The sequence below is a fragment of the Psychrobacter glacincola genome, from assembly GCF_904846075.1.
GTDB lineage: Bacteria > Pseudomonadota > Gammaproteobacteria > Pseudomonadales > Moraxellaceae > Psychrobacter > Psychrobacter glacincola_C.
The window spans coordinates 162,752-180,794 of the sequence record NZ_CAJGZH010000003.1 but is presented as its reverse complement, the minus strand read 5'-3'; the positions used below and the strand labels follow the sequence as shown (position 1 = coordinate 180,794).

General features: G+C 42.8%; 18 protein-coding genes. 11 read left to right on the top strand and 7 right to left on the bottom strand.

All coding sequences use genetic code 11. The features are described from left to right. Positions 1-152: 152 nt before the first annotated feature. The 8 genes from JMW85_RS11880 (at position 153) to JMW85_RS11845 (ending at position 8,766) form a co-directional block, all read left to right on the top strand. Positions 153-800, top strand: a complete 648-nt coding sequence (locus JMW85_RS11880) for a 2Fe-2S iron-sulfur cluster-binding protein (RefSeq protein ID WP_201581924.1) — start codon at positions 153-155, stop codon at positions 798-800. Next, positions 797-1,789, top strand: a complete 993-nt coding sequence (locus JMW85_RS11875) for an FAD binding domain-containing protein (protein WP_201581923.1) — start codon at positions 797-799, stop codon at positions 1,787-1,789. Before JMW85_RS11880 ends, JMW85_RS11875 begins: the two co-directional genes overlap by 4 nt. A 2-nt stretch (positions 1,790-1,791) precedes the next feature. Continuing rightward, the gene (locus JMW85_RS11870) at positions 1,792-4,251 is read left to right on the top strand and encodes a xanthine dehydrogenase family protein molybdopterin-binding subunit (RefSeq protein ID WP_201581922.1); all 2,460 of its coding nucleotides are present in this window, start codon (positions 1,792-1,794) and stop codon (positions 4,249-4,251) included. Positions 4,252-4,390: 139 nt separating this feature from the next. Beyond that, positions 4,391-5,773, top strand: a complete 1,383-nt coding sequence (locus tag JMW85_RS11865; RefSeq protein ID WP_201581921.1) for an XdhC family protein — start codon at positions 4,391-4,393, stop codon at positions 5,771-5,773. Next, positions 5,770-6,510 (top strand): NTP transferase domain-containing protein, encoded by a 741-nt coding sequence (locus JMW85_RS11860; protein ID WP_201581920.1) that lies wholly within the window; start codon positions 5,770-5,772, stop codon positions 6,508-6,510. The genes JMW85_RS11865 and JMW85_RS11860 overlap by 4 nt, the downstream gene beginning before the upstream one ends. Positions 6,511-6,541: 31 nt before the next feature. Next, the gene (locus tag JMW85_RS11855) at positions 6,542-7,117 is read left to right on the top strand and encodes a GNAT family N-acetyltransferase (protein WP_201581919.1); all 576 of its coding nucleotides are present in this window, start codon (positions 6,542-6,544) and stop codon (positions 7,115-7,117) included. A 125-nt stretch (positions 7,118-7,242) separates the two neighbouring features. Further along, entirely contained in the window at positions 7,243-7,764 is a 522-nt protein-coding gene (locus tag JMW85_RS11850) for an HdeD family acid-resistance protein (RefSeq protein WP_201581918.1), read from the top strand. Positions 7,765-7,995: 231 nt separating this feature from the next. Beyond that, on the top strand, positions 7,996-8,766 hold the full coding sequence (locus JMW85_RS11845) for a hypothetical protein (RefSeq protein WP_201581917.1): 771 nt from the start codon (positions 7,996-7,998) through the stop codon (positions 8,764-8,766). A gap of 7 nt (positions 8,767-8,773) precedes the next feature. Here the strand turns inward: JMW85_RS11845 and JMW85_RS11840 are convergent, their stop codons facing one another. Then, entirely contained in the window at positions 8,774-9,988 is a 1,215-nt protein-coding gene (locus tag JMW85_RS11840; protein WP_087813552.1) for an IS256 family transposase, read from the bottom strand. A 43-nt stretch (positions 9,989-10,031) separates the two neighbouring features. Between JMW85_RS11840 and JMW85_RS11835 the strand changes: the two genes are divergently transcribed. Next, a complete protein-coding gene (locus JMW85_RS11835) occupies positions 10,032-10,397 on the top strand; it encodes a hypothetical protein (RefSeq protein WP_201581916.1) in 366 nt (121 codons plus the stop codon). 65 nt (positions 10,398-10,462) lie between these two features. Here the strand turns inward: JMW85_RS11835 and JMW85_RS11830 are convergent, their stop codons facing one another. From JMW85_RS11830 to JMW85_RS11810, 5 genes are all read right to left on the bottom strand, one after another. Further along, positions 10,463-11,077 carry a hypothetical protein gene (locus tag JMW85_RS11830; RefSeq protein ID WP_201554603.1) on the bottom strand — a complete coding sequence of 205 codons (615 nt, stop codon included), beginning with the start codon at positions 11,075-11,077 and terminating at the stop codon, positions 10,463-10,465. 41 nt (positions 11,078-11,118) lie between these two features. Further along, the gene (locus JMW85_RS11825) at positions 11,119-11,736 is read right to left on the bottom strand and encodes a hypothetical protein (RefSeq protein WP_201581915.1); all 618 of its coding nucleotides are present in this window, start codon (positions 11,734-11,736) and stop codon (positions 11,119-11,121) included. 150 nt (positions 11,737-11,886) lie between these two features. After that, positions 11,887-12,636: a PhnD/SsuA/transferrin family substrate-binding protein gene (locus JMW85_RS11820; RefSeq protein ID WP_045444391.1), complete on the bottom strand. Its 750-nt coding sequence runs from the start codon at positions 12,634-12,636 to the stop codon at positions 11,887-11,889. A gap of 3 nt (positions 12,637-12,639) precedes the next feature. After that, positions 12,640-13,134 (bottom strand): PAS domain-containing protein, encoded by a 495-nt coding sequence (locus JMW85_RS11815; protein ID WP_055124629.1) that lies wholly within the window; start codon positions 13,132-13,134, stop codon positions 12,640-12,642. Positions 13,135-13,406: 272 nt separating this feature from the next. Next, entirely contained in the window at positions 13,407-13,769 is a 363-nt protein-coding gene (locus JMW85_RS11810) for a roadblock/LC7 domain-containing protein (protein ID WP_010201036.1), read from the bottom strand. Positions 13,770-14,405: 636 nt separating this feature from the next. Between JMW85_RS11810 and gdhA the strand changes: the two genes are divergently transcribed. After that, positions 14,406-15,752, top strand: coding sequence for an NADP-specific glutamate dehydrogenase (gdhA, locus tag JMW85_RS11805; RefSeq protein ID WP_055124628.1), 1,347 nt, complete (start codon positions 14,406-14,408; stop codon positions 15,750-15,752). Positions 15,753-15,947: 195 nt separating this feature from the next. After that, the gene (locus JMW85_RS11800) at positions 15,948-16,532 is read left to right on the top strand and encodes a PepSY domain-containing protein (protein ID WP_055124627.1); all 585 of its coding nucleotides are present in this window, start codon (positions 15,948-15,950) and stop codon (positions 16,530-16,532) included. Between the two features lie 164 nt (positions 16,533-16,696). Here JMW85_RS11800 and hutI read toward each other — a convergent pair whose 3' ends face one another. After that, positions 16,697-18,022, bottom strand: a complete 1,326-nt coding sequence (gene hutI / locus JMW85_RS11795) for an imidazolonepropionase (RefSeq protein WP_201581914.1) — start codon at positions 18,020-18,022, stop codon at positions 16,697-16,699. Between the last annotated feature and the right edge of the window lie 21 nt (positions 18,023-18,043).

The following is an 18,043-nucleotide window of genomic DNA, read 5'->3' as shown; positions in this document are numbered from 1 at the left end:
AGTAAAGTTTTCATAGATTAAAAACTACACTGTAATAACTACAAAGTGAAAACAAATCGACATTTCTAATAAGTCATAATAAATCGATTGGCGCGACTTTTAAGAAGCGTTTAACCCTATTTTTTCTGATTATCTGCCAGCGAGAAGCCAGCATGTCTACCTTGAACTTAACCATTAATAAGCAAGATTATCAGCTCGACAATCTTGATTCACGCACGACCTTACTCGATGTCTGTCGCCAGCACCTCAAAATTACGGGGCCTAAAAAAGGCTGTGACCATGGTCAATGCGGCGCTTGTACCATACTTATCAATGGGCGTCGGGTTAACGCTTGTCTGACATTAGCTGTCATGCATGATGGTGATGATATTACCACGATTGAAGGTATTGGCATGCCCGAATCATTATCGGAGTTACAACAAGCCTTTAAAGATAATGATGCGTTTCAATGTGGTTACTGTACCCCTGGGCAAATTTGTTCAGCAACAGCGCTCATCGATGAACTTAAACAAAACTGGCCCAGTCATGTCACTACAGATTTGCAAAATCCTGATGGATTACTGGTGCAGGAAATCGCTGAGCGTATGAGTGGCAATATTTGCCGCTGTTCTGCTTATCCCAATATTATTAAGGCCATTTCACAAGTACTAGAAAATGAAATGAATGACTCATCTAAAACTGACGCAGTACAAAAATCAGAGGTGACGGGTATTTGGTCGCCACCACCTAGTGAAGCGCAATTAGGAAGCCAAACGACGAACCATAACACTATAAGTAATACGTCAGGAGGTCGCTCATGAAACGCTTTGAATATAGCCGTGCTACCGCGCCAGAGCAGGCAGCCCAATCTGCTAGCGTAAAAGACGCCTCATTTATCGCAGGGGGTACCAACCTTTTAGACTTAATGAAGTTAGAGATTGAGACGCCAGTTAAGCTGGTGGATATCACTCGCTTAGCATTAGCACAAATTGAGAAGACTACAGATGGTGGCCTACGCATCGGTACGCTAGTGACCAATAGCGACTTGGCCGCGCATTCTGAGGTCATTGCCAATTACCCAGTGTTATCACGGGCGATTTTGGCAGGTGCGACGGGACAGTTGCGCAATAGAGCGACGACGGGCGGTAATCTATTGCAACGTACGCGTTGCTACTATTTTTATCAGACAGACAGCGCCTGCAATAAACGCAACCCAGGTTCTGGTTGCCCAGCTATCAATGGTGAAAATCGTACGTTGGCAATTTTGGGTACTAGCGAGTCCTGTATTGCTCAACATCCATCTGATATGGCTGTCGCGATGCGCTTATTAGATGTCACTATTGAGACGTTAAAAACGGATGGTTCAACGCGTACAATCGCGATTAAAGACTTTTATTGTTTGCCAAAAGACACGCCACATATCGAAAATGTTTTAGAGTCTGGTGAGCTTATCACCCATGTGGTGTTGCCAGCGCCTGTCAGCGGTATACACACTTATGACAAAGTGCGTGATCGCGCGTCCTATGCTTTTGCCTTAGTGTCTTGTGCCGCGATAATCGACGTGACTGATAATGGGCGTTTGGACACAGTGCGCCTAGCATTCGGCGGTATTGGTACTGAGCCATGGCGCAACGAAGCCGTTGAGGCATTGCTAACGGGCACTAATGGTAATGATGATGTGATCAAACAAGCGGCGGACTTATTACTAAAAGATGCCAAAGGCAGCGGTCAAAATGATTTTAAAATACCACTGACCCGTCGTCTACTCAAACAAGTTATTCAGCGCGCATTAGCGGGCAAGGGAGCATAATCATGTCATTATTGGACTCAGTATTGCCGTCAGAACCGACCAAAAAGATGATGATGAATGCACCAGTTGAGTCGCTTTTTGATAAAACAGCGAGTAAATTGGTGGGTAAGCCCATCAACCGAGTTGAGGGGTCACTCAAGGTCAGTGGTCAAGCGCCTTATACGGCAGAGATTCATTTAGACAATCAAGCCTATGGTGTTTTGGTGAGCGCAACGATTGCCAAAGGACGCGTTAAGCAAATTGATAGCAGCTCTTTAGAGGGTATTCCCAACATTATTAAAGTAGTTACTGATCCTGAGCACTTTTTACGCAATGCACAACAGGGCGGTGCAACTAAATCACCTAAACAAGGCGTCAGTGAGATTTTTTATCATGGTCAGCCGATAGCGGTTGTTATCGCTGAGACGTTTGAGGCGGCGACCGAAGGTGCAAAAGCACTCAAAGTGACTTATGAAGATGAGACTGAGCAGGCGGCATTGAACTTTACGACAGAGCTGCCAAATGCTCATGAGGTTAATGAAAAAAAAGGTTCGGATAAAAATTCAGAAAAGGGTAATCCAGAACAAAGCCTCGCAAATGCTGCAGTAACCCTTGATCGCTTTTATCATACCCCAAGTCAAAACAGCGCAGCGATGGAGCCACATGCAACGCTTGCTCACTGGGAAGGTGAGAAGCTGATTATGTATTCGTCTAATCAAATGCTTTCTTCGTGCAAAAAGCAAATCGTTGATGCGTTAGATTTGGATCCAGAAAATGTACAATTAATCGCTCGTTATGTCGGTGGGGGTTTTGGTAGCAAGCTGGGAATTTCTCCAGAATCGATAGCCGCCGCACTCGCCGCAAAAGAATTGGGTCGTCCCGTGTTAATCACTATGACACGTCCGCAAGTAATGGAGGCAACGATTAGACGCTCAAACACGCGTCAACGCATCGCAATTGGCTGTAGTGAAGACGGTATTATCGACACTATGATTCATGAGACGGTCTCTAGTAATTTGTCAGGAGAGGCCTTTTTTGAGCCAGCAGCGCTCTCTACGCATTATCTGTATCGCGGTGACAATCGCCGAGTCAATTACCAACAAGTAGATATGAATCAAGTATTGTCAGGCTCGATGCGTGCCCCCGGCGAAGCAGTCGGACAGATTGCCCTTGAGTGTGCGATGGATGAATTAGCAGAGCAACTCAACCTAGACCCTGTCGAGCTACGCTGTCGTAATGAGCCTGAGCAAGATCCTAGTAAAGACATCCCGTTTTCCACGCGTAAGCTTATTGCCTGCATGGATCAAGCGGCTGAACAGTTTGGCTGGAATCAACGCAATGCTAAGCCTGCCAGTCGCTTAGAAGGTGATTGGTGGATGGGTATGGGTATGGCAGCGGCAGCTCGCGGCAACAGCTTAGCGCCATCAGAAGCACGGGCGACCCTGCAAATAGATAACTCAAAAGCACTAGGCGTCAAAGCTGTGATTGAGACAGACATGACCGATATCGGTACAGGTTCTTATACCGTATTTACTCAGGTTGCTGCAGATTTATTAGGGCTACCAATAGATCATATTGAAATGAAGCTTGGTGATACCAGTTTGCCACCTGCGGTAGGCTCAGGGGGCAGTATGGGCGCTGCCAGTTCAGGCAGTAGTATTTACCTTGCTTGTCAGCAGCTACGTGAAATGATCGCAGAAAAAGTCGGTCTATACCCTGACACCATTCAGCTGGATAACGGTCAAATTAAGCAGATAGGTGAGCATGATGCTAATTTTGTAGAAACAGTGGTAGAAACCGTTATAGAAGCAGGAAAAGAAAAAGTAGCAGGTTTGAGCGATAACATCGTAGATAAAGTGGCTGATTTAAAAGATAAGTTAGCTGAAATAACTGGAATCCCACTAACTGAATCGAAAGAATATGACTTTAGTAGTTTCCAGACTCATTCATTAGCCGATATCGTCGCTCAATATGATGACCAAAAACTCAGTGCCAAAGGTCAAATTGCACCGGGTAAAAATGCAAAAAGTCATCGCCAAGCGTCATTTGGTGCTAATTTTGCCGAGGTCGCTGTACACCGAGTGACTGGTGAAATACGCGTTAAACGTATGACAGGCGCCTTTGCAGCAGGGCGTATCCTCAATCACAAAACCGCGACCTCACAGTGTTATGGCGGTATGATATTTGGTGTTGGTTCTGCATTGATGGAGCAGGTTATTCATGATAAGCGTGACGGTCGGCTATGTAATCATAATCTTGCAGAATACCATGTCCCAGTCAATGCGGATGTTCCTCAGCTTGATGTTATCTTGGTAGAAGAGGACGATCCTTACACCAATCCAATGCATATAAAAGGTATTGGCGAAACAGCCATTGCCGGTGCTGCCGCTGCTATTGCTAATGCCGTTTACAACGCCGTGGGTGTACGAGTTTATGACTTTCCTATTACCCTCGACAAATTACTTTATGAGCTACCAGAGTAGGTTTTTAGTCAAATAGATGGACAATATAAACCCGCTAATTGTAGTCATTAGCGGGTTTTATAAACTGGTTTTATAAGTTGGTCATGATGGATATAGTTCGTATATGGACATCAATGATAGCTAGTATATAAGAGACATTATGAATCAAATTGCTGATATTCTTAAGCTGGCATGCGAGGCTCAGCAACAACAGGTTGACGCTGTACTAGCAACCGTCGTGCGTACCGAAGGGTCAGCCTATCGCCGCGCAGGCGCGATGATGCTCATCTGTGAAGATGGTCGTTCGGTTGGAATGATTAGCGGCGGCTGCTTGGAGCCACATATTATTAAACGTGCTTTTTGGCTCACGCGTCAAGGTGCAAACGTGCAAGTCTATCAAACAGGCGATGATATTGAGTATGCTGAAAATGGTAATGTGCGAGCGAGCGTATCAGAAGAGGGTTTTGACTTTGATAGAGGCAATGATAATAAGGGCACAGACAATAAATACGATGAACAAGATATTGATTTGGACGAGTTAAATTTTGGATTAGGCTGTAATGGGCGCGTACACGTATTGTTTGAAAGGCTGGCAACGGCAATACCTTTGTTAAATGTCATCAGTCAGGTTCGTCAGTCTCAGCAGCCGGTAACGGTAGCAACTTTAATTCGCTCTACAATCCATTTTAATACCCAAAATAATTCAAACTCTGAACTTCAAATTGGTGTGCGTCTTAACCTAGATAATTATATCAAGTCAGGAAAACTCACCGCTATCGCCGCTAATAATTCAGATAAAGTGATATCTAATGCTTCAAGCACAGCTATCCATACTGTTGACGTATTAGCGAAATATCAAATATTTGATAATAGTGCTAAATATATTAAAGTGGATGGCGAAGACGGTACCACAGAATGGCTGATTCAGCGCCTACAACCACAGATACGTTTGCTGATTTGTGGTGCTGGCAATGATGTGATGCCGCTAGTTACGATGGCAAAGCTGCAAGATTGGCATGTGACAGTGGTAGACAGTCGAGCGCAATATGCCACGCAGCGGCGTTTTCCTCAGGCAGATAGAGTGATGGTACTGGCGTTAGATGATAGTGACACTTTACTAAAACTCAGTAAAAATGCTGCCGTTGCTTTGATGTCGCATAGTCTCAGCCAAGACCGTGCTCGCCTTGGCGTATTATTAGAGCATGCTAATCACTATAAATATCTTGGACAACTAGGGCCACGCTACCGTACCGAGCGCTTAATCGAAGAAATTAGTACAAGGTTTGCAAACCCTGCCATTTTAAACCTAGGTATCAAAAAACTGCATTATCCGATTGGCTATAAGCTGGGCGGCGATGGTCCTGAAGCATTAGCACTGGGTATCATGGCACAAGTCAATGCGGTCGTGCATAATCAAAACCTATCAGCAGAAAACTCAGACACTCATCTTTCAAATACTAACTTTACAACGCTATTTTCTACGCATATTGATTCTATAGAGACGACTGCTACAAGTGCTCGTGCCACGATAAATTTATCATGAGCAGCGACGCATCTATTTTAGCATCTACGCAACTAAAGCCAATAAATCTATCAAAGTCACCAAACCATGCGATCATTATTTTGGCCAGTGGACTGAGCCTGCGTTTAGGTCAAGCAAAACAGTTACTGTGTAAAGATGGCGAACCCTTAATTTGCTTCATGACTAAACTTGCACTTTCTACAAAACCGCAAGCAATTATTATAGTCATTCCTGATAATCAGCCATTAATAGCCAGTGCGATGAATGAATTGGCTTTTCAGTACTCTATGATTCAAATAGTCGTAAATTCTACGCCTGAAATAGGTATGGCGTATAGTTTGACCTTGGCTATTGAGGCAGTCACGCAGTTGACAAGTTCATTAATCGAGCGCGTCGTCATTATGGGTGTTGATCAAGTTTTACTCGATGAGCAGCATTTAATGGGACTGCTGGCAGGTAAGCGGTCTGTAGTGGCAAGTGCTTATGGTAGCTGGCAGTATTCAAATAATATGAATTTAAATGAAACGTCTGCTGCCACTGCATTAAAGCAAAATATTATCGGTTTACCTTTAACGATTGATTGTGATTTACTCAGAGAGTGGCAATCATTGCTGGTAGGCGATAAAGGGCTGCGTTATTTAATTAGAGAATTGAAGCCCAGTCAGATAAGTACCGTTGTTAATAATCAACTGAGCTATGATATCGATAATCCTGAGCAACTTGCTCATGCCAAGCAAAAAGGCTGGCTGGATAAATAGTATTAATAGTGTCAATCCATAAGTGATAAAAATGATAAATGTGATAGAAACAGAACGTCTTTACCTCAGGCAATGGCAAGCAAGTGACTTTGCTGTTTTTGCTGAAATAAATGCTGATCCTGAGGTAATGAAGTATTTTCCCAAGTTATTAACGCCTAAAGTAAGTGACATCATCGCTAGTAAATGCCAGCAGCTTATTGCTAATCAAGGCTGGGGGCTTTGGGCCGTCAGTTTAAAAGATAGCACCAAAACATATGATGATTTTATCGGTTTTGTTGGCTTGAATGATACCCACGCAGATATGTCTTTTGCCCCTGCTGTCGAGATTGCATGGCGACTACATAAAGATTATTGGGGACAGGGCTATGCTACAGAGGCAGCACGTGCGGCGCTGAATTTCGCTTTTACTGAGCTGTCGCTCGATGAGGTTGTGTCATTCACAGCGGTTATCAATAAGCGCTCGCAATTGGTTATGGAGCGCCTTGGTATGATGAATACCCGCGCCAACTTCTACCATCCAGCCCTTGACCCTAACCATCAGCTGGCTGAGCATGTACTGTATAACATGACGCGGCAACAGTGGAACAATCAGTTAGCAGGCTTGTGACCACAAATCAATGCCCACACCCTGATATTAACAGGACTACTCGAAGATATTACTACCGTTATACAACACAAGGTAAGGTTTGCGATATAATTTATTTTCTATTAAATGTAAAATAAGGTCGTCTTATGAATCGTACATTATGGTTAGTCATTGGCATCATTAGTATTCTTGGCGGTATCTTTGCATTTTTTAATCCTCTTAGCGCCACTTTGGCCGCTGAGCAGTTAGCAGGTTTTATCTTTCTTTTAGTGGGTGTGTTACAGTTTATCGCCTTGTTTCGAGCACATAGTACCACTGGAAAAGTGCTGGCTGCTATCGGCGGTGTACTTGGTGTATTGATTGGTATTGAATTATTACAAGATCCGTTGCAAGGCATATTAACCTTGACCATGGTAATTGCTATTTTATTTATGGCAACAGGTCTAGTCAGAGTTGTTGTTGCTTTCGGTCTACGTCGGACAGTGGCTTTTATCCCAATATTACTCTCAGGTCTGCTCTCGATTATATTGGCTATCATGATATTTACCAGTTATCCGCAGTCAGCGACGTATATTCTTGGCATACTGTTGGCCGTCGAGTTGATATCTAACGGCATATCATTAATTATGTATTCACGTATACCATCAATTGTGGTGCGCAATATATAATTTTAATTATAGCAACAAACAAAAAAGACGCTATTTACAGCGTCTTTTTTGTTTGTTTATTAATATCAATAACCTCTTAGCTATCCCGCGAAAATGTTAAAAAGTGACCTTTAAACGGCAATTCAAGGTGGCAGTTTGCTTAAGTAATTATTTACCTAGTTAAACTAATTGGATTTCGTATACTCAAACTGATATATAATTATCGATTTATGTATATAGATTGGAAGTGCTATGGAAGATATGCTGTTACAGTTCGAAAATGGTATAGCTAATATATTAGAGTTATTTAACAAAGTTCGAGATGGAATTGGTAATAGACCTGTATCGAAAGATATTAGAGATTACATTGATAGATTTGTGGCAAATTACGAAGTTTATAAGATTTCCTTAGATGGAAATAGTCCAGAAAAAATAGCTGAGTCGGCTAAAATCGTTTGTGTTTATGGTGCGGCATTTGGTCAAAACTTAAAGAAAATTGATGTAGATGAAGAAACTAAGGCTTTAGCTCATAAGCTAGAAAGTATTTCTTATGAACTGAGAAAAACAATAGAAAACTCACCAATTTTAACTGTATCTTTATCAAATGAAGCTCGTGTGCAGATATCGAGTGATATGCAAGACTACAAATCCTTCAAGAAGCAATTAAGAGAAACAAATAAAGAGTTTGAAAAGCATCAGCATAAAATTACAAACTTATTAGCTGAAAGCGAGAGTCAAGCTAAGTGGTTAAAAAAAGAAATAGAGTCATTAGAAAGTATATACGATAGTAAAATTAAGAGCATATCAGTAGCATACGAAGAAGAGCTAGAAGCTATTAATGATAAGAATGCTCAGTTAGATCAGCTTCTAGGTAATGCAGCAAGCAGAGTGATTGTCTCAGAGTATGCAGATAGCGCAAAACAAGAAAAAATAGCTGCCGAATGGTTGAGAGGGGGATCAATTTTTTGCATGGCAGTCATCATTGTGATAGCTGGATATGAGACCATCCCAAATTCTGTGTAACTGCCATTTAGATTAAATGCTTACTAATACGATCATCAAACATAATCATAAAGCGATTTAAAGCAGACGTCCAGTTACGAATGGGCATAGACCACTTTTTGGATGCCTGCTGAGTTGCTAAATAGACCACTTTAAATGCAGCCTGATCAGAGGGGAACACCTTACGCTTATTCACCGCCGTCCGAATCACACTGTTTAGCGACTCTATCGCATTGGTGGTATAAACCGCTTTTCTGATGTCTTTAGGGTAGCCAAAGAACACCGTTAAGCCCTCCCAGTTATTGCGCCAAGACTTAACCACGTGCGGGTATTTCTCGCCCCACACCTCATCAAAGTGCTCAAGATTGGCCTCTGCCATCTCAAGCGTATCAGCGCCATAGATGGCCTTTAAATCAGCCGCTACGGCCTTCTTATCCGTCCATGGTACAAACTTCATGGAGTAACGCACCATATGCACGATACACAGCTGAACCTGAGCGTTGGGATAAACGGTGTTGATAGCATCGGGGAAGCCCTTTAAGCCGTCGACACAAGCGATTAAGATGTCTTGTACTCCGCGGTCTTGTAGCTCAGTGAGAACGCCCAGCCAGAACTTAGCGCCCTCATTCTCTGATAACCACATACCAAGCAGCTCTTTTTTACCGTTAAGAGCAACACCTAGCGCTAGATAGATAGCCTTGTTGATGATCTGCTTGTCTTGACGTATCTTCACGACGATGCAGTCCAAATAGACGATAGGATAGATGCTGCTCAGTGGCCTGTTCTGCCATGCGGTGATGTCATCTAAGAGGTTATCCGTGACTCTTGAGACAAGAGAGCTTGATATATCAACGTCGTAGATGTCTTTGATGGTTTCGACAATTTCAGTGGTGGTTTGACCCTTGGCATAAAACATGATTATTTTATCATCAAGGCCACTGATACGGGTTTGATGCTTACGCACTAACGCAGGTTCAAAGTCACCATCACGGTCTCTTGGGGTGGAGATCTCAAGCGCGCCGCTATCACTGCGGACGGTCTTTCTAGTATGTCCGTTGCGCTTGTTTGGCTTATCCGCCTTTTCATGCTTGGGGTAGCCAAGATGGTCTTCCATCTCAGCTTCAAGGGCAGTGTCGATAAACGACTGCATGAGCTGCTTCTGGAAGTCTTTGATATCATCAAAGCTGTTCATGCTGCTGGCCATTTGCTCGGCCAGTTTTTTAATGTCAGATTGAGTAGTCATTGCTTATTCTCCGGTTAGTGGATTATAAGCAGTTACACAAAGTTTGGGAAACTCCCCTGGATATTCTTTTTGGGAGTCTATACACCAAAGCTTCGACCTTTCTAATGCTCTTTTACGATTAGCATTAGTATTCTTATTATCTGTGCCAGCTGCTTACTTAGCGCGTGAGTCTACTAAGCATCGTCAGCAACAGTATACACACCTTCAAACATCACTAGATTTGAAAGCTATCAATCCCTATATAGCCTCGTTACCTGAAGAAGAGCAACATAAAATAAAATCAGAAATTGCTCAAAGAATATTTGCCCCTAAAGATTTTCAATCTATAAGTAATGAGTCTTATCCAATTAATTCTCAAGAAGTCATCATGGCACTTATTTCAAAGTTTGGAAATGATAAGGATAAATAAGCCAACTAAGCATACATAGAAAATATCCTTTCAATACTGTATCAGGATAAGATTTGTTCTAACATTTAGCTAAGAAATCTTAAGCCAGACGTTTTCAATGCCCATACCATCTCAACAAAGGCGCGGCTATTAGTCAGAGGCTCGCCATCGATGATGAGGGCGTAACCTGAACCATCAATCCATAAGAACACAAAGCTGGTCTCAGGAATCAGTAAGTCAACTTGTTGAAAAAACGAGATGGCTTGGCTTTCGACCGCCCAGCCGCGTTGTTTTTGGCGGATCATAAAACCTGAAAAGTCAGCAGCTGCAACACTTAGCATGTCCGCTTCTTCTTGGCTGTAACCGATTCGTGCTAGGCAAAACCCTTCATCAGAGCCAATAGCGGCACGGCGTTTACCGGATAAGCTGGCAACCACATACGGTAAAAACTGGTCCAACGGCAGATTGGGTGCGGGTAACAACAAAGACAGCTTTTCAATCCAGCCGTGTTCTATAAAGCTCTGTAGCCATTCGTCAGGATAACGCTCAAGCCAATCAGCGGCGAGCAACGTCTCCCCATAGGACATTAAGTCTTGTAATGACAGCTGTTCATCAGTGGGCTCACTTTGTGAAAATGCCTCAAAAATACCGGCTGGAGTGAGGGTTAGATACGTTTTATCAGCATTTAAGTAAGAGGACATAGCGGCTACCATTGTGATGAAAGGGTTAAATCGGCGATAAATTAGGTCTTGATGGTTTGATCAAGATGCTGTTGACAGTTGTTCCAGCGCTCATCGAATTGCCAGTCGCTTTTACCCAAGCGAAACCATACTAGCGAGAAGGCAAGTAGATCATTGCGAGTGATACAGTGAGCAAAGAATTCGTTTTCGATCTGCTCAATCGTGCCCCAATCCTTATCTTCACGCGCCTGCATGAGCTCAGCGGTGATGTCTTTGGATATTTCTTTGGCATCATCGCTACTGATAAGCAATCGCTGTTTTTGCTCATTGAGAGACGGCGATATCAGGACACTCCAGCGAGTCGCCAGCATACTATTGCGTTGAATATATCGCTTCTTACTAATACAATCGCGAAACCCTTGCTGGACATGAGGGTACAAGCGATCTTTAATACGCGTAAACAGGTTATTTACATCGTAAGGGATGTCATACCAACAGCCATAAAAAAAGTCTGCGACGGCACCTTGTAGCGGCTCTTTTTCGGTCAAAAGTAATGCGGCATTGATACGTTGTTCATGAAAATGACGGTTATTGGGTGCCAAAAACACTTTACGCGAATATAAACGAAATACTCGGCGCGCTTCCATCTCATTTTCTTTGATAAGGTCTAAATCAGACATAATAGTGTCCTTTAAGTCATAGTGTCTATTGTATGACTAACAACTTATGGCTAATATCGTATGGTCAAAATGATATAGCCACTATTGAGCGACAATAGCCTATGACTTCACTAAGCGAAACGGTGCAACGTGCCAATTAATAAGTAATAATTAATCAAGTAAAGTTTGCATCAAATCTATCATAAATTCAGCATCTTCTTCGTCCATGGCTTCAAACCCTTGAGGCATGCCAAGTTCAGCCAATGCTTCTCTACCATCGTCATCATTATGCAAGTTCAGGATCGCATTCATGAATATTTCTGTATCAGGAAAGCCATCTTTAATCAGTAATACATGGCTAATATCTGCCAAATCACTTTCGATTAGCACTGACAGCTGAGTTTTGGTCAAGCGTGAAAAGCTATGAAAAATCTCTGCCAAGAAGAAAGCCGCTTGAGCATCACCTTTGATGACTTTACGGGCGGCTGCCTGATAAGTCTCAGTGATATCCCAGTTAAGATCAGACTCTTCTATATCCACAGCTTCTAGCAAGCGTAAGCCAATCAGCTTAACATCACGGTTGTCTGCCATTGCTACGGTCGCACCCGCTTTAATGTCTTCTAAGCGCTTGATATCACTGTTTGCCGCAGCAGCAATGACCATCTCATCCGATTTGCCGATAGGGCGTGCAACAGCGCGATAGCCTTGTTCACGGATCAAAGTAGCTGCATCAAATGGGTTGGCATAGATAACTTGAATGTCACCTGCCTCAATGATTTGTTCTTGTTCAGCATGTGAGGTAGGTATGTTCAGATGCATATTTAGGTTGGCACGTTTTTGAATCAAAATATTAAACATGTGCCAGCCTGCAAAACGCTCAGGAGAAAAATCAGGGGCGATTAACATATTGTGTGTCGTCATGATTTAGCCTTCCTCATTTTGATTCATTTGGGCATACTGAGCCATAGCAGCTTCGATTTTGCTACGTGATGGCTTACGGCGTACCGAGGTATAACCTACTGTTTCGCCGCGACGAATGTTTGGCACAACGGTAGCATAGACCCAATAGTGACTACCATCTTTGCATAAATTCTTAACGTAGCCATGCCATTTTTGCCCAGCCGCTGCGGTATCCCATAAATCTTTATAAGCGGCTTTTGGCATATCAGGGTGGCGCAAAATAGATTGTGGCTGACCAATAAGTTCATCGACGCTGTAGCCACTGATTTCGACAAAAGCATCGTTGACGTGAGTCAGCACACCATCCAAATCGGTGCGCGATACAATCAGCTTGCCATCAGGATAAGGGCGTTCAATACCAGTATCATAGACAGTCCGCGATGTACCATCATAATAAGTCAGAGTAATCTGCTCAGCGGGCATATCAGGCTTATGTGCATCAGGGATTGGAGAACCCATCGTAATCTCCTTTATTTATCGTTATATTTATAATGATTAAAAAGCCAATCTGGTGTGGTAGTTGTCGATAACATCATGTTGCCTTTCAGCTCAGTCGTTGTCCCAATATTTATCAGGCCATTATTCCACACAAATAATGTGTGCCATCTTAAATATTTTTTATGAGACAGTCACCTCATTTTGATTTAAAGTCATATTTATCAGTCGCGCTATGTGCTATATGACGTTAAATAATAAAAAATGTATTATCGACAAAAATCCAAATTTACCAATTAGATAAGTTTTGCAAGGGCTTCTGAGGCACGCTTGATATCTAAAAATATCAAACCAAGTTTTGCATTCGGTTTTGCCATAATAGTAAGTACCGCTTCATCTCCAGATGAGGTCATAATCACGTAGCCTTTTTCACCTTGAATCATAATACGATCGATACTACCACGTGCCAACTCACGACCTGCGCGGTCACCTAATGACAATAAAGCCGCTGACATAGCGCCAACACGGTCTTCATCAACGCCCGTTGGTAGTGCTGAGGCAATCATCAGACCATCGTTAGAAATAAGGGCAGATGCTTCAACATCGGCTGATGAGCTGTTTAGGTCTTCCAAGATTTGCTGGAATGAATCTGTACGCATAACGCTTTCTCTATGACGGGTTATTCAATTAATCAAATAACAGTTAGTAATGGTGGAGAATAAATGTTGACTAAGTCAGCTATTATAAACCCTTGCTGTTAATATTGATATACATCAGCTCAAGCAAAAAGCCAAGTTTTTGGTTTTTTTATACCGTTTGGTGCTGATTATCGACCTTTCGTCTTTACTTAACGGTTATCAATACACAAATTTCCATTAATATTTGATTTATTTACAGATTAGAAAAACAAAGATTTTTTAGTAATACAGGACTATTTTTAGCACAATCAATGAGATCTGTAAGCTCGTCAGTCGGCATCTCAAGGTGCTATGCAAAGGCGCACGCTAGACTGTGCCAATAAAAATCGCTTATAACTTTTCATGATGGTGATATTTACTAGACTTATACGCCTCAAAAATGATATATATTATGAGATAAAAAATGTTCTTGTCTCTGAATATGGCATCTAGGCATAAATTCAGTCAGCTTTTTTAATCCCACTTGTCTCTACACAAGCCAGCGTGTCGAGGCAATTTCAGTTTTACACCAGTGTCTACAATCCTCTCGTTTGTTGTCATACGACGTGACATCGGTGTAAGTAAGCACGTTCACCATTTTTACCCTAAGGAAAAGATATGAGTATCAGTCAGGCCATCGAAAAAGTCGAAGCGCGTTACGCCCATCAACCTGAATTCGTTCAAGCGGTAAAAGAAGTTGCAATTACGATTGCGCCGTTATACGACGCCCACCCAGAATATGATACTTTTAAAATATTTGAGCGCCTCGTTGAGCCTGACCGCGTTATTGCTTTTCGTATTAACTGGGAAAATGACCAAGGTGAAGTTCAGGTTAACCGCGGCTGGCGTGTCCAGTTCAGCAATGCCCTAGGTCCTTATAAAGGTGGCGTGAGATTTCATCCGACTGTCAACCAATCTGTTTTGAAGTTTTTAGGCTTTGAGCAAATATTCAAAAACGCTTTGACTGGATTGCCAATGGGCGGTGGTAAAGGTGGCTCTGATTTTGATCCCAAAGGCAAAACAGACAGTGAAATCCGCCGTTTTTGCTATGCCTTTATGCGTGAGCTACATCACTATGTGAATAAAGACATCGATGTGCCCGCTGGTGACATTGGCGTGGGTGGGCGTGAAGTCAGCTATATGTTTGCGATGTATAAGAATTTAACGCACGAATACGGCGGGGTTTTGACCGGTAAAGGCGTTGGCTTCGGTGGCAGTTTGATGCGTACTGAGGCGACAGGTTATGGCGCGGTGTATTTCTTAGAAAACATGCTTACGGCGCAAAATGACGATATCAAAGGTAAGAGAGTATTGGTTTCAGGTGCTGGTAACGTCTCATTACATGCTGCTGAAAAAGCCCATATGCTGGGCGGCATCGTCGTCACTGTGTCAGACTCACAAGGGACTTTGTATGATGAAGCGGGTCTGAATCAAGAAAAAATTGATTGGCTCAAGGCACAAAAAGCAAAAAGCAAACCGTTGGCTGAGTACGTCGATGTTTATGGTGGAGAGTGGTTTGCGAAGCAAAAGCCGTGGCAATTCAAAGGTGACATCGCGATTCCATCAGCGACGCAAAATGAAGTCAATGAAGAAGATGCCAAGCTCATGGTTGAAAATGGCATCACATACGTTGTCGAAGGTGCTAACATGCCATTGACTGCTGAAGCCATCGACTATATTCGTTTGCACCGGGTGCATTATGCCCCAGGCAAAGCCGCCAACGCGGGCGGTGTAGCAGTCTCTGCGCTTGAGATGTCACAAAACTCAGTCCGTCAGTATAAGAGCTTTGAGCAAATCGACTTGCGCCTCAAAAATATCATGCGAAATATCCATGACTGCGCAGCTGACGCCTCAGAACAGTATGGTCAAACGGATAATGGCTATATCAACTATATGGCTGGTGCAAATATCGTTGGCTTTAAACGAGTTGCCGATGCATTGGTTGCTTACGGTATTTTAAACTAAGCACTTTTATCATAGCCACCTACTAACGAAAAACGCGTCTGTTTTAACGATAGGCGCGTTTTTTATGGATGAACCCTACCGTGAATAGTCAAAGTGGTTTTTATGAAGTGATACGATTGACCTATTGATAATATGTGTTTTTTAAAAGATAATAATTTTAGAACACTCAATAAGATTAATTTTGTGGAGACCGTTATGAGCAAGATTTTCAAGCCATTTTCGCTAACGACTTTGGGTACTCGTGCTGCAGTAGTAGTGGGTGCGGCTATGTTGACTACGACAATCTATGCATCTACACAGCAACCGCTAGCAAGTGAGGTGCAAGCCGCCAAAGCCAGTAGAATAAGCTTACAACAAGCAATAAATATTGCGGCGAAAAAGTCATCTGGTCTATTGATGAGTGCCAGCTTTGATCACGATGATGATAAAGCGCAAGGCGGTGTGTATGAGATGGAATTTGTAACCAGTAGCCGAAACTATGAAATCAAAGTCGACGCCATGAATGGTAGAGTGATCAGTACGGATGTGGAACGATTAGACAGTGATGATCTGGTAGATTATAAGGCGCTTAAACAAGCGAAGATTGATGTTAAACAGGCAATGAAAATTGCTGAAAAACAATCGGGCGGCCGTGTTATCGAGATTGAGTTTAAAAACGACCGAGATTATAGTGATCATGCGTCCTATTATGAAGCTGATATCCTCAAAGGTAATAGTATCGTTTGGCTAAATGTTGATGCCAATACTGGCAGCGTATTCAACAATAAGTTTAAGAAATAGCTAAGTAAGTTAGACAGATAGACATGATAGGTATCGCCAATAGTCGTTTTTCTTGCTACTCAGTTTTTTGAAAATGGGGTAGCAAGGCTGTGCATTTATTTTTAAAAAAGCCCTAATCATTCAATGACTGGGGCTTTTTTAATGTGAGTAGTTAGATGAGTTCGCTATACCGTCTCACGCCACTTGCCTTGAACCATAATGCCGTTAATAGGGTTTAGTCCCATCTGATAAGCCAAATCCGCAGGTCGGGCGATATCCCATAAGACCAAATCTGCATCACAGCCAACCTCTATTTTACCTTTATTAGACAGTCCCAGCGCTTGTGCTGCATAAACGGTTGAGCCTGCCAGTACTTCTTCAGTCGTTAAGTAAAATAGCGTACAGCCCATGTTCATCGCAAGCAATAATGAGGTAAGCGGTGAAGTGCCAGGATTACAATCAGTAGAAATAGCCATAGGTACTTGGTGCCTGCGTAATGCCTCAATAGGTGGCAACTTGGTATCCCGCAGGGTATAAAATGCACCGGGCAATAGAACTGCAACGGTATCACTGGCCGCCATTTTTTTGATGTCGTCTGCTGATAAATGCTCTAAATGGTCGCTTGATAACCCTTTATATTCAGCAACCAAGGCGCTGCCACCTATATCAGACAACTGCTCAGAGTGCAGTTTGACTGGTAGGTTCAATGAGCGTGCCACCTCAAAAACGCGTCTGATTTGCTCAGTGCTAAAGGCGATGTTTTCACAAAAGCCATCGACTGCATCGACTAAGCCTTCTGTATGTAGAATTGGTAGCCATGTACACACTTGCTCGATATAATCATCCGAGCGGTCCTGCATGTGAGATTTGTATTCAGGTGGCAAGGCATGAGCCGCTAGATAAGTGGTGCTCACATGGATATTGTGTTTGTCACCAAGTTGGCGAGCAACCGTGAGCATTTTGCGTTCAGTATCTAAATCTAAGCCGTAGCCCGATTTGATTTCGATACTGGTCACGCCTTCTTTCATCAGTGCAAGCAACCGTTTTTCACTTTGTGCAAATAGCGATTCAATATTGGCAGCGCGGGTGGCAGTGACAGTTGAGACGATACCGCCACCTTGTGCCGCAATGTCTTGATAACTAGCGCCTTGCAAACGTGCCTCGAACTCATTGCTGCGATTTCCACCATAGACGATATGAGTGTGACAGTCGATAAGTCCGGGAGTTATCCAGCCGCCATGAGCATTTTTTATTTGCCCTGCTGAGTAATGCGACAGGTGCGCAGTTATTTTTTTATTAGAGCCAATCCACGCAATTTTGTCATCAATAATACCGATGGCAGCATCTTCCAGTTGCCCATAAGGCACATGGTCACTGCCATTAAAACCGTAATGGGCGGAAAACGTTGCAAGATTGACATTGGTAATGATGTGGTCAAACGATGTCAGGATGTCTTTATCCTCTGTAGTATTGATAGATTTGTCGAGTATCTGTGCGCTAGAGTTGTTCATAATAAGCTCCTGCTTAATACT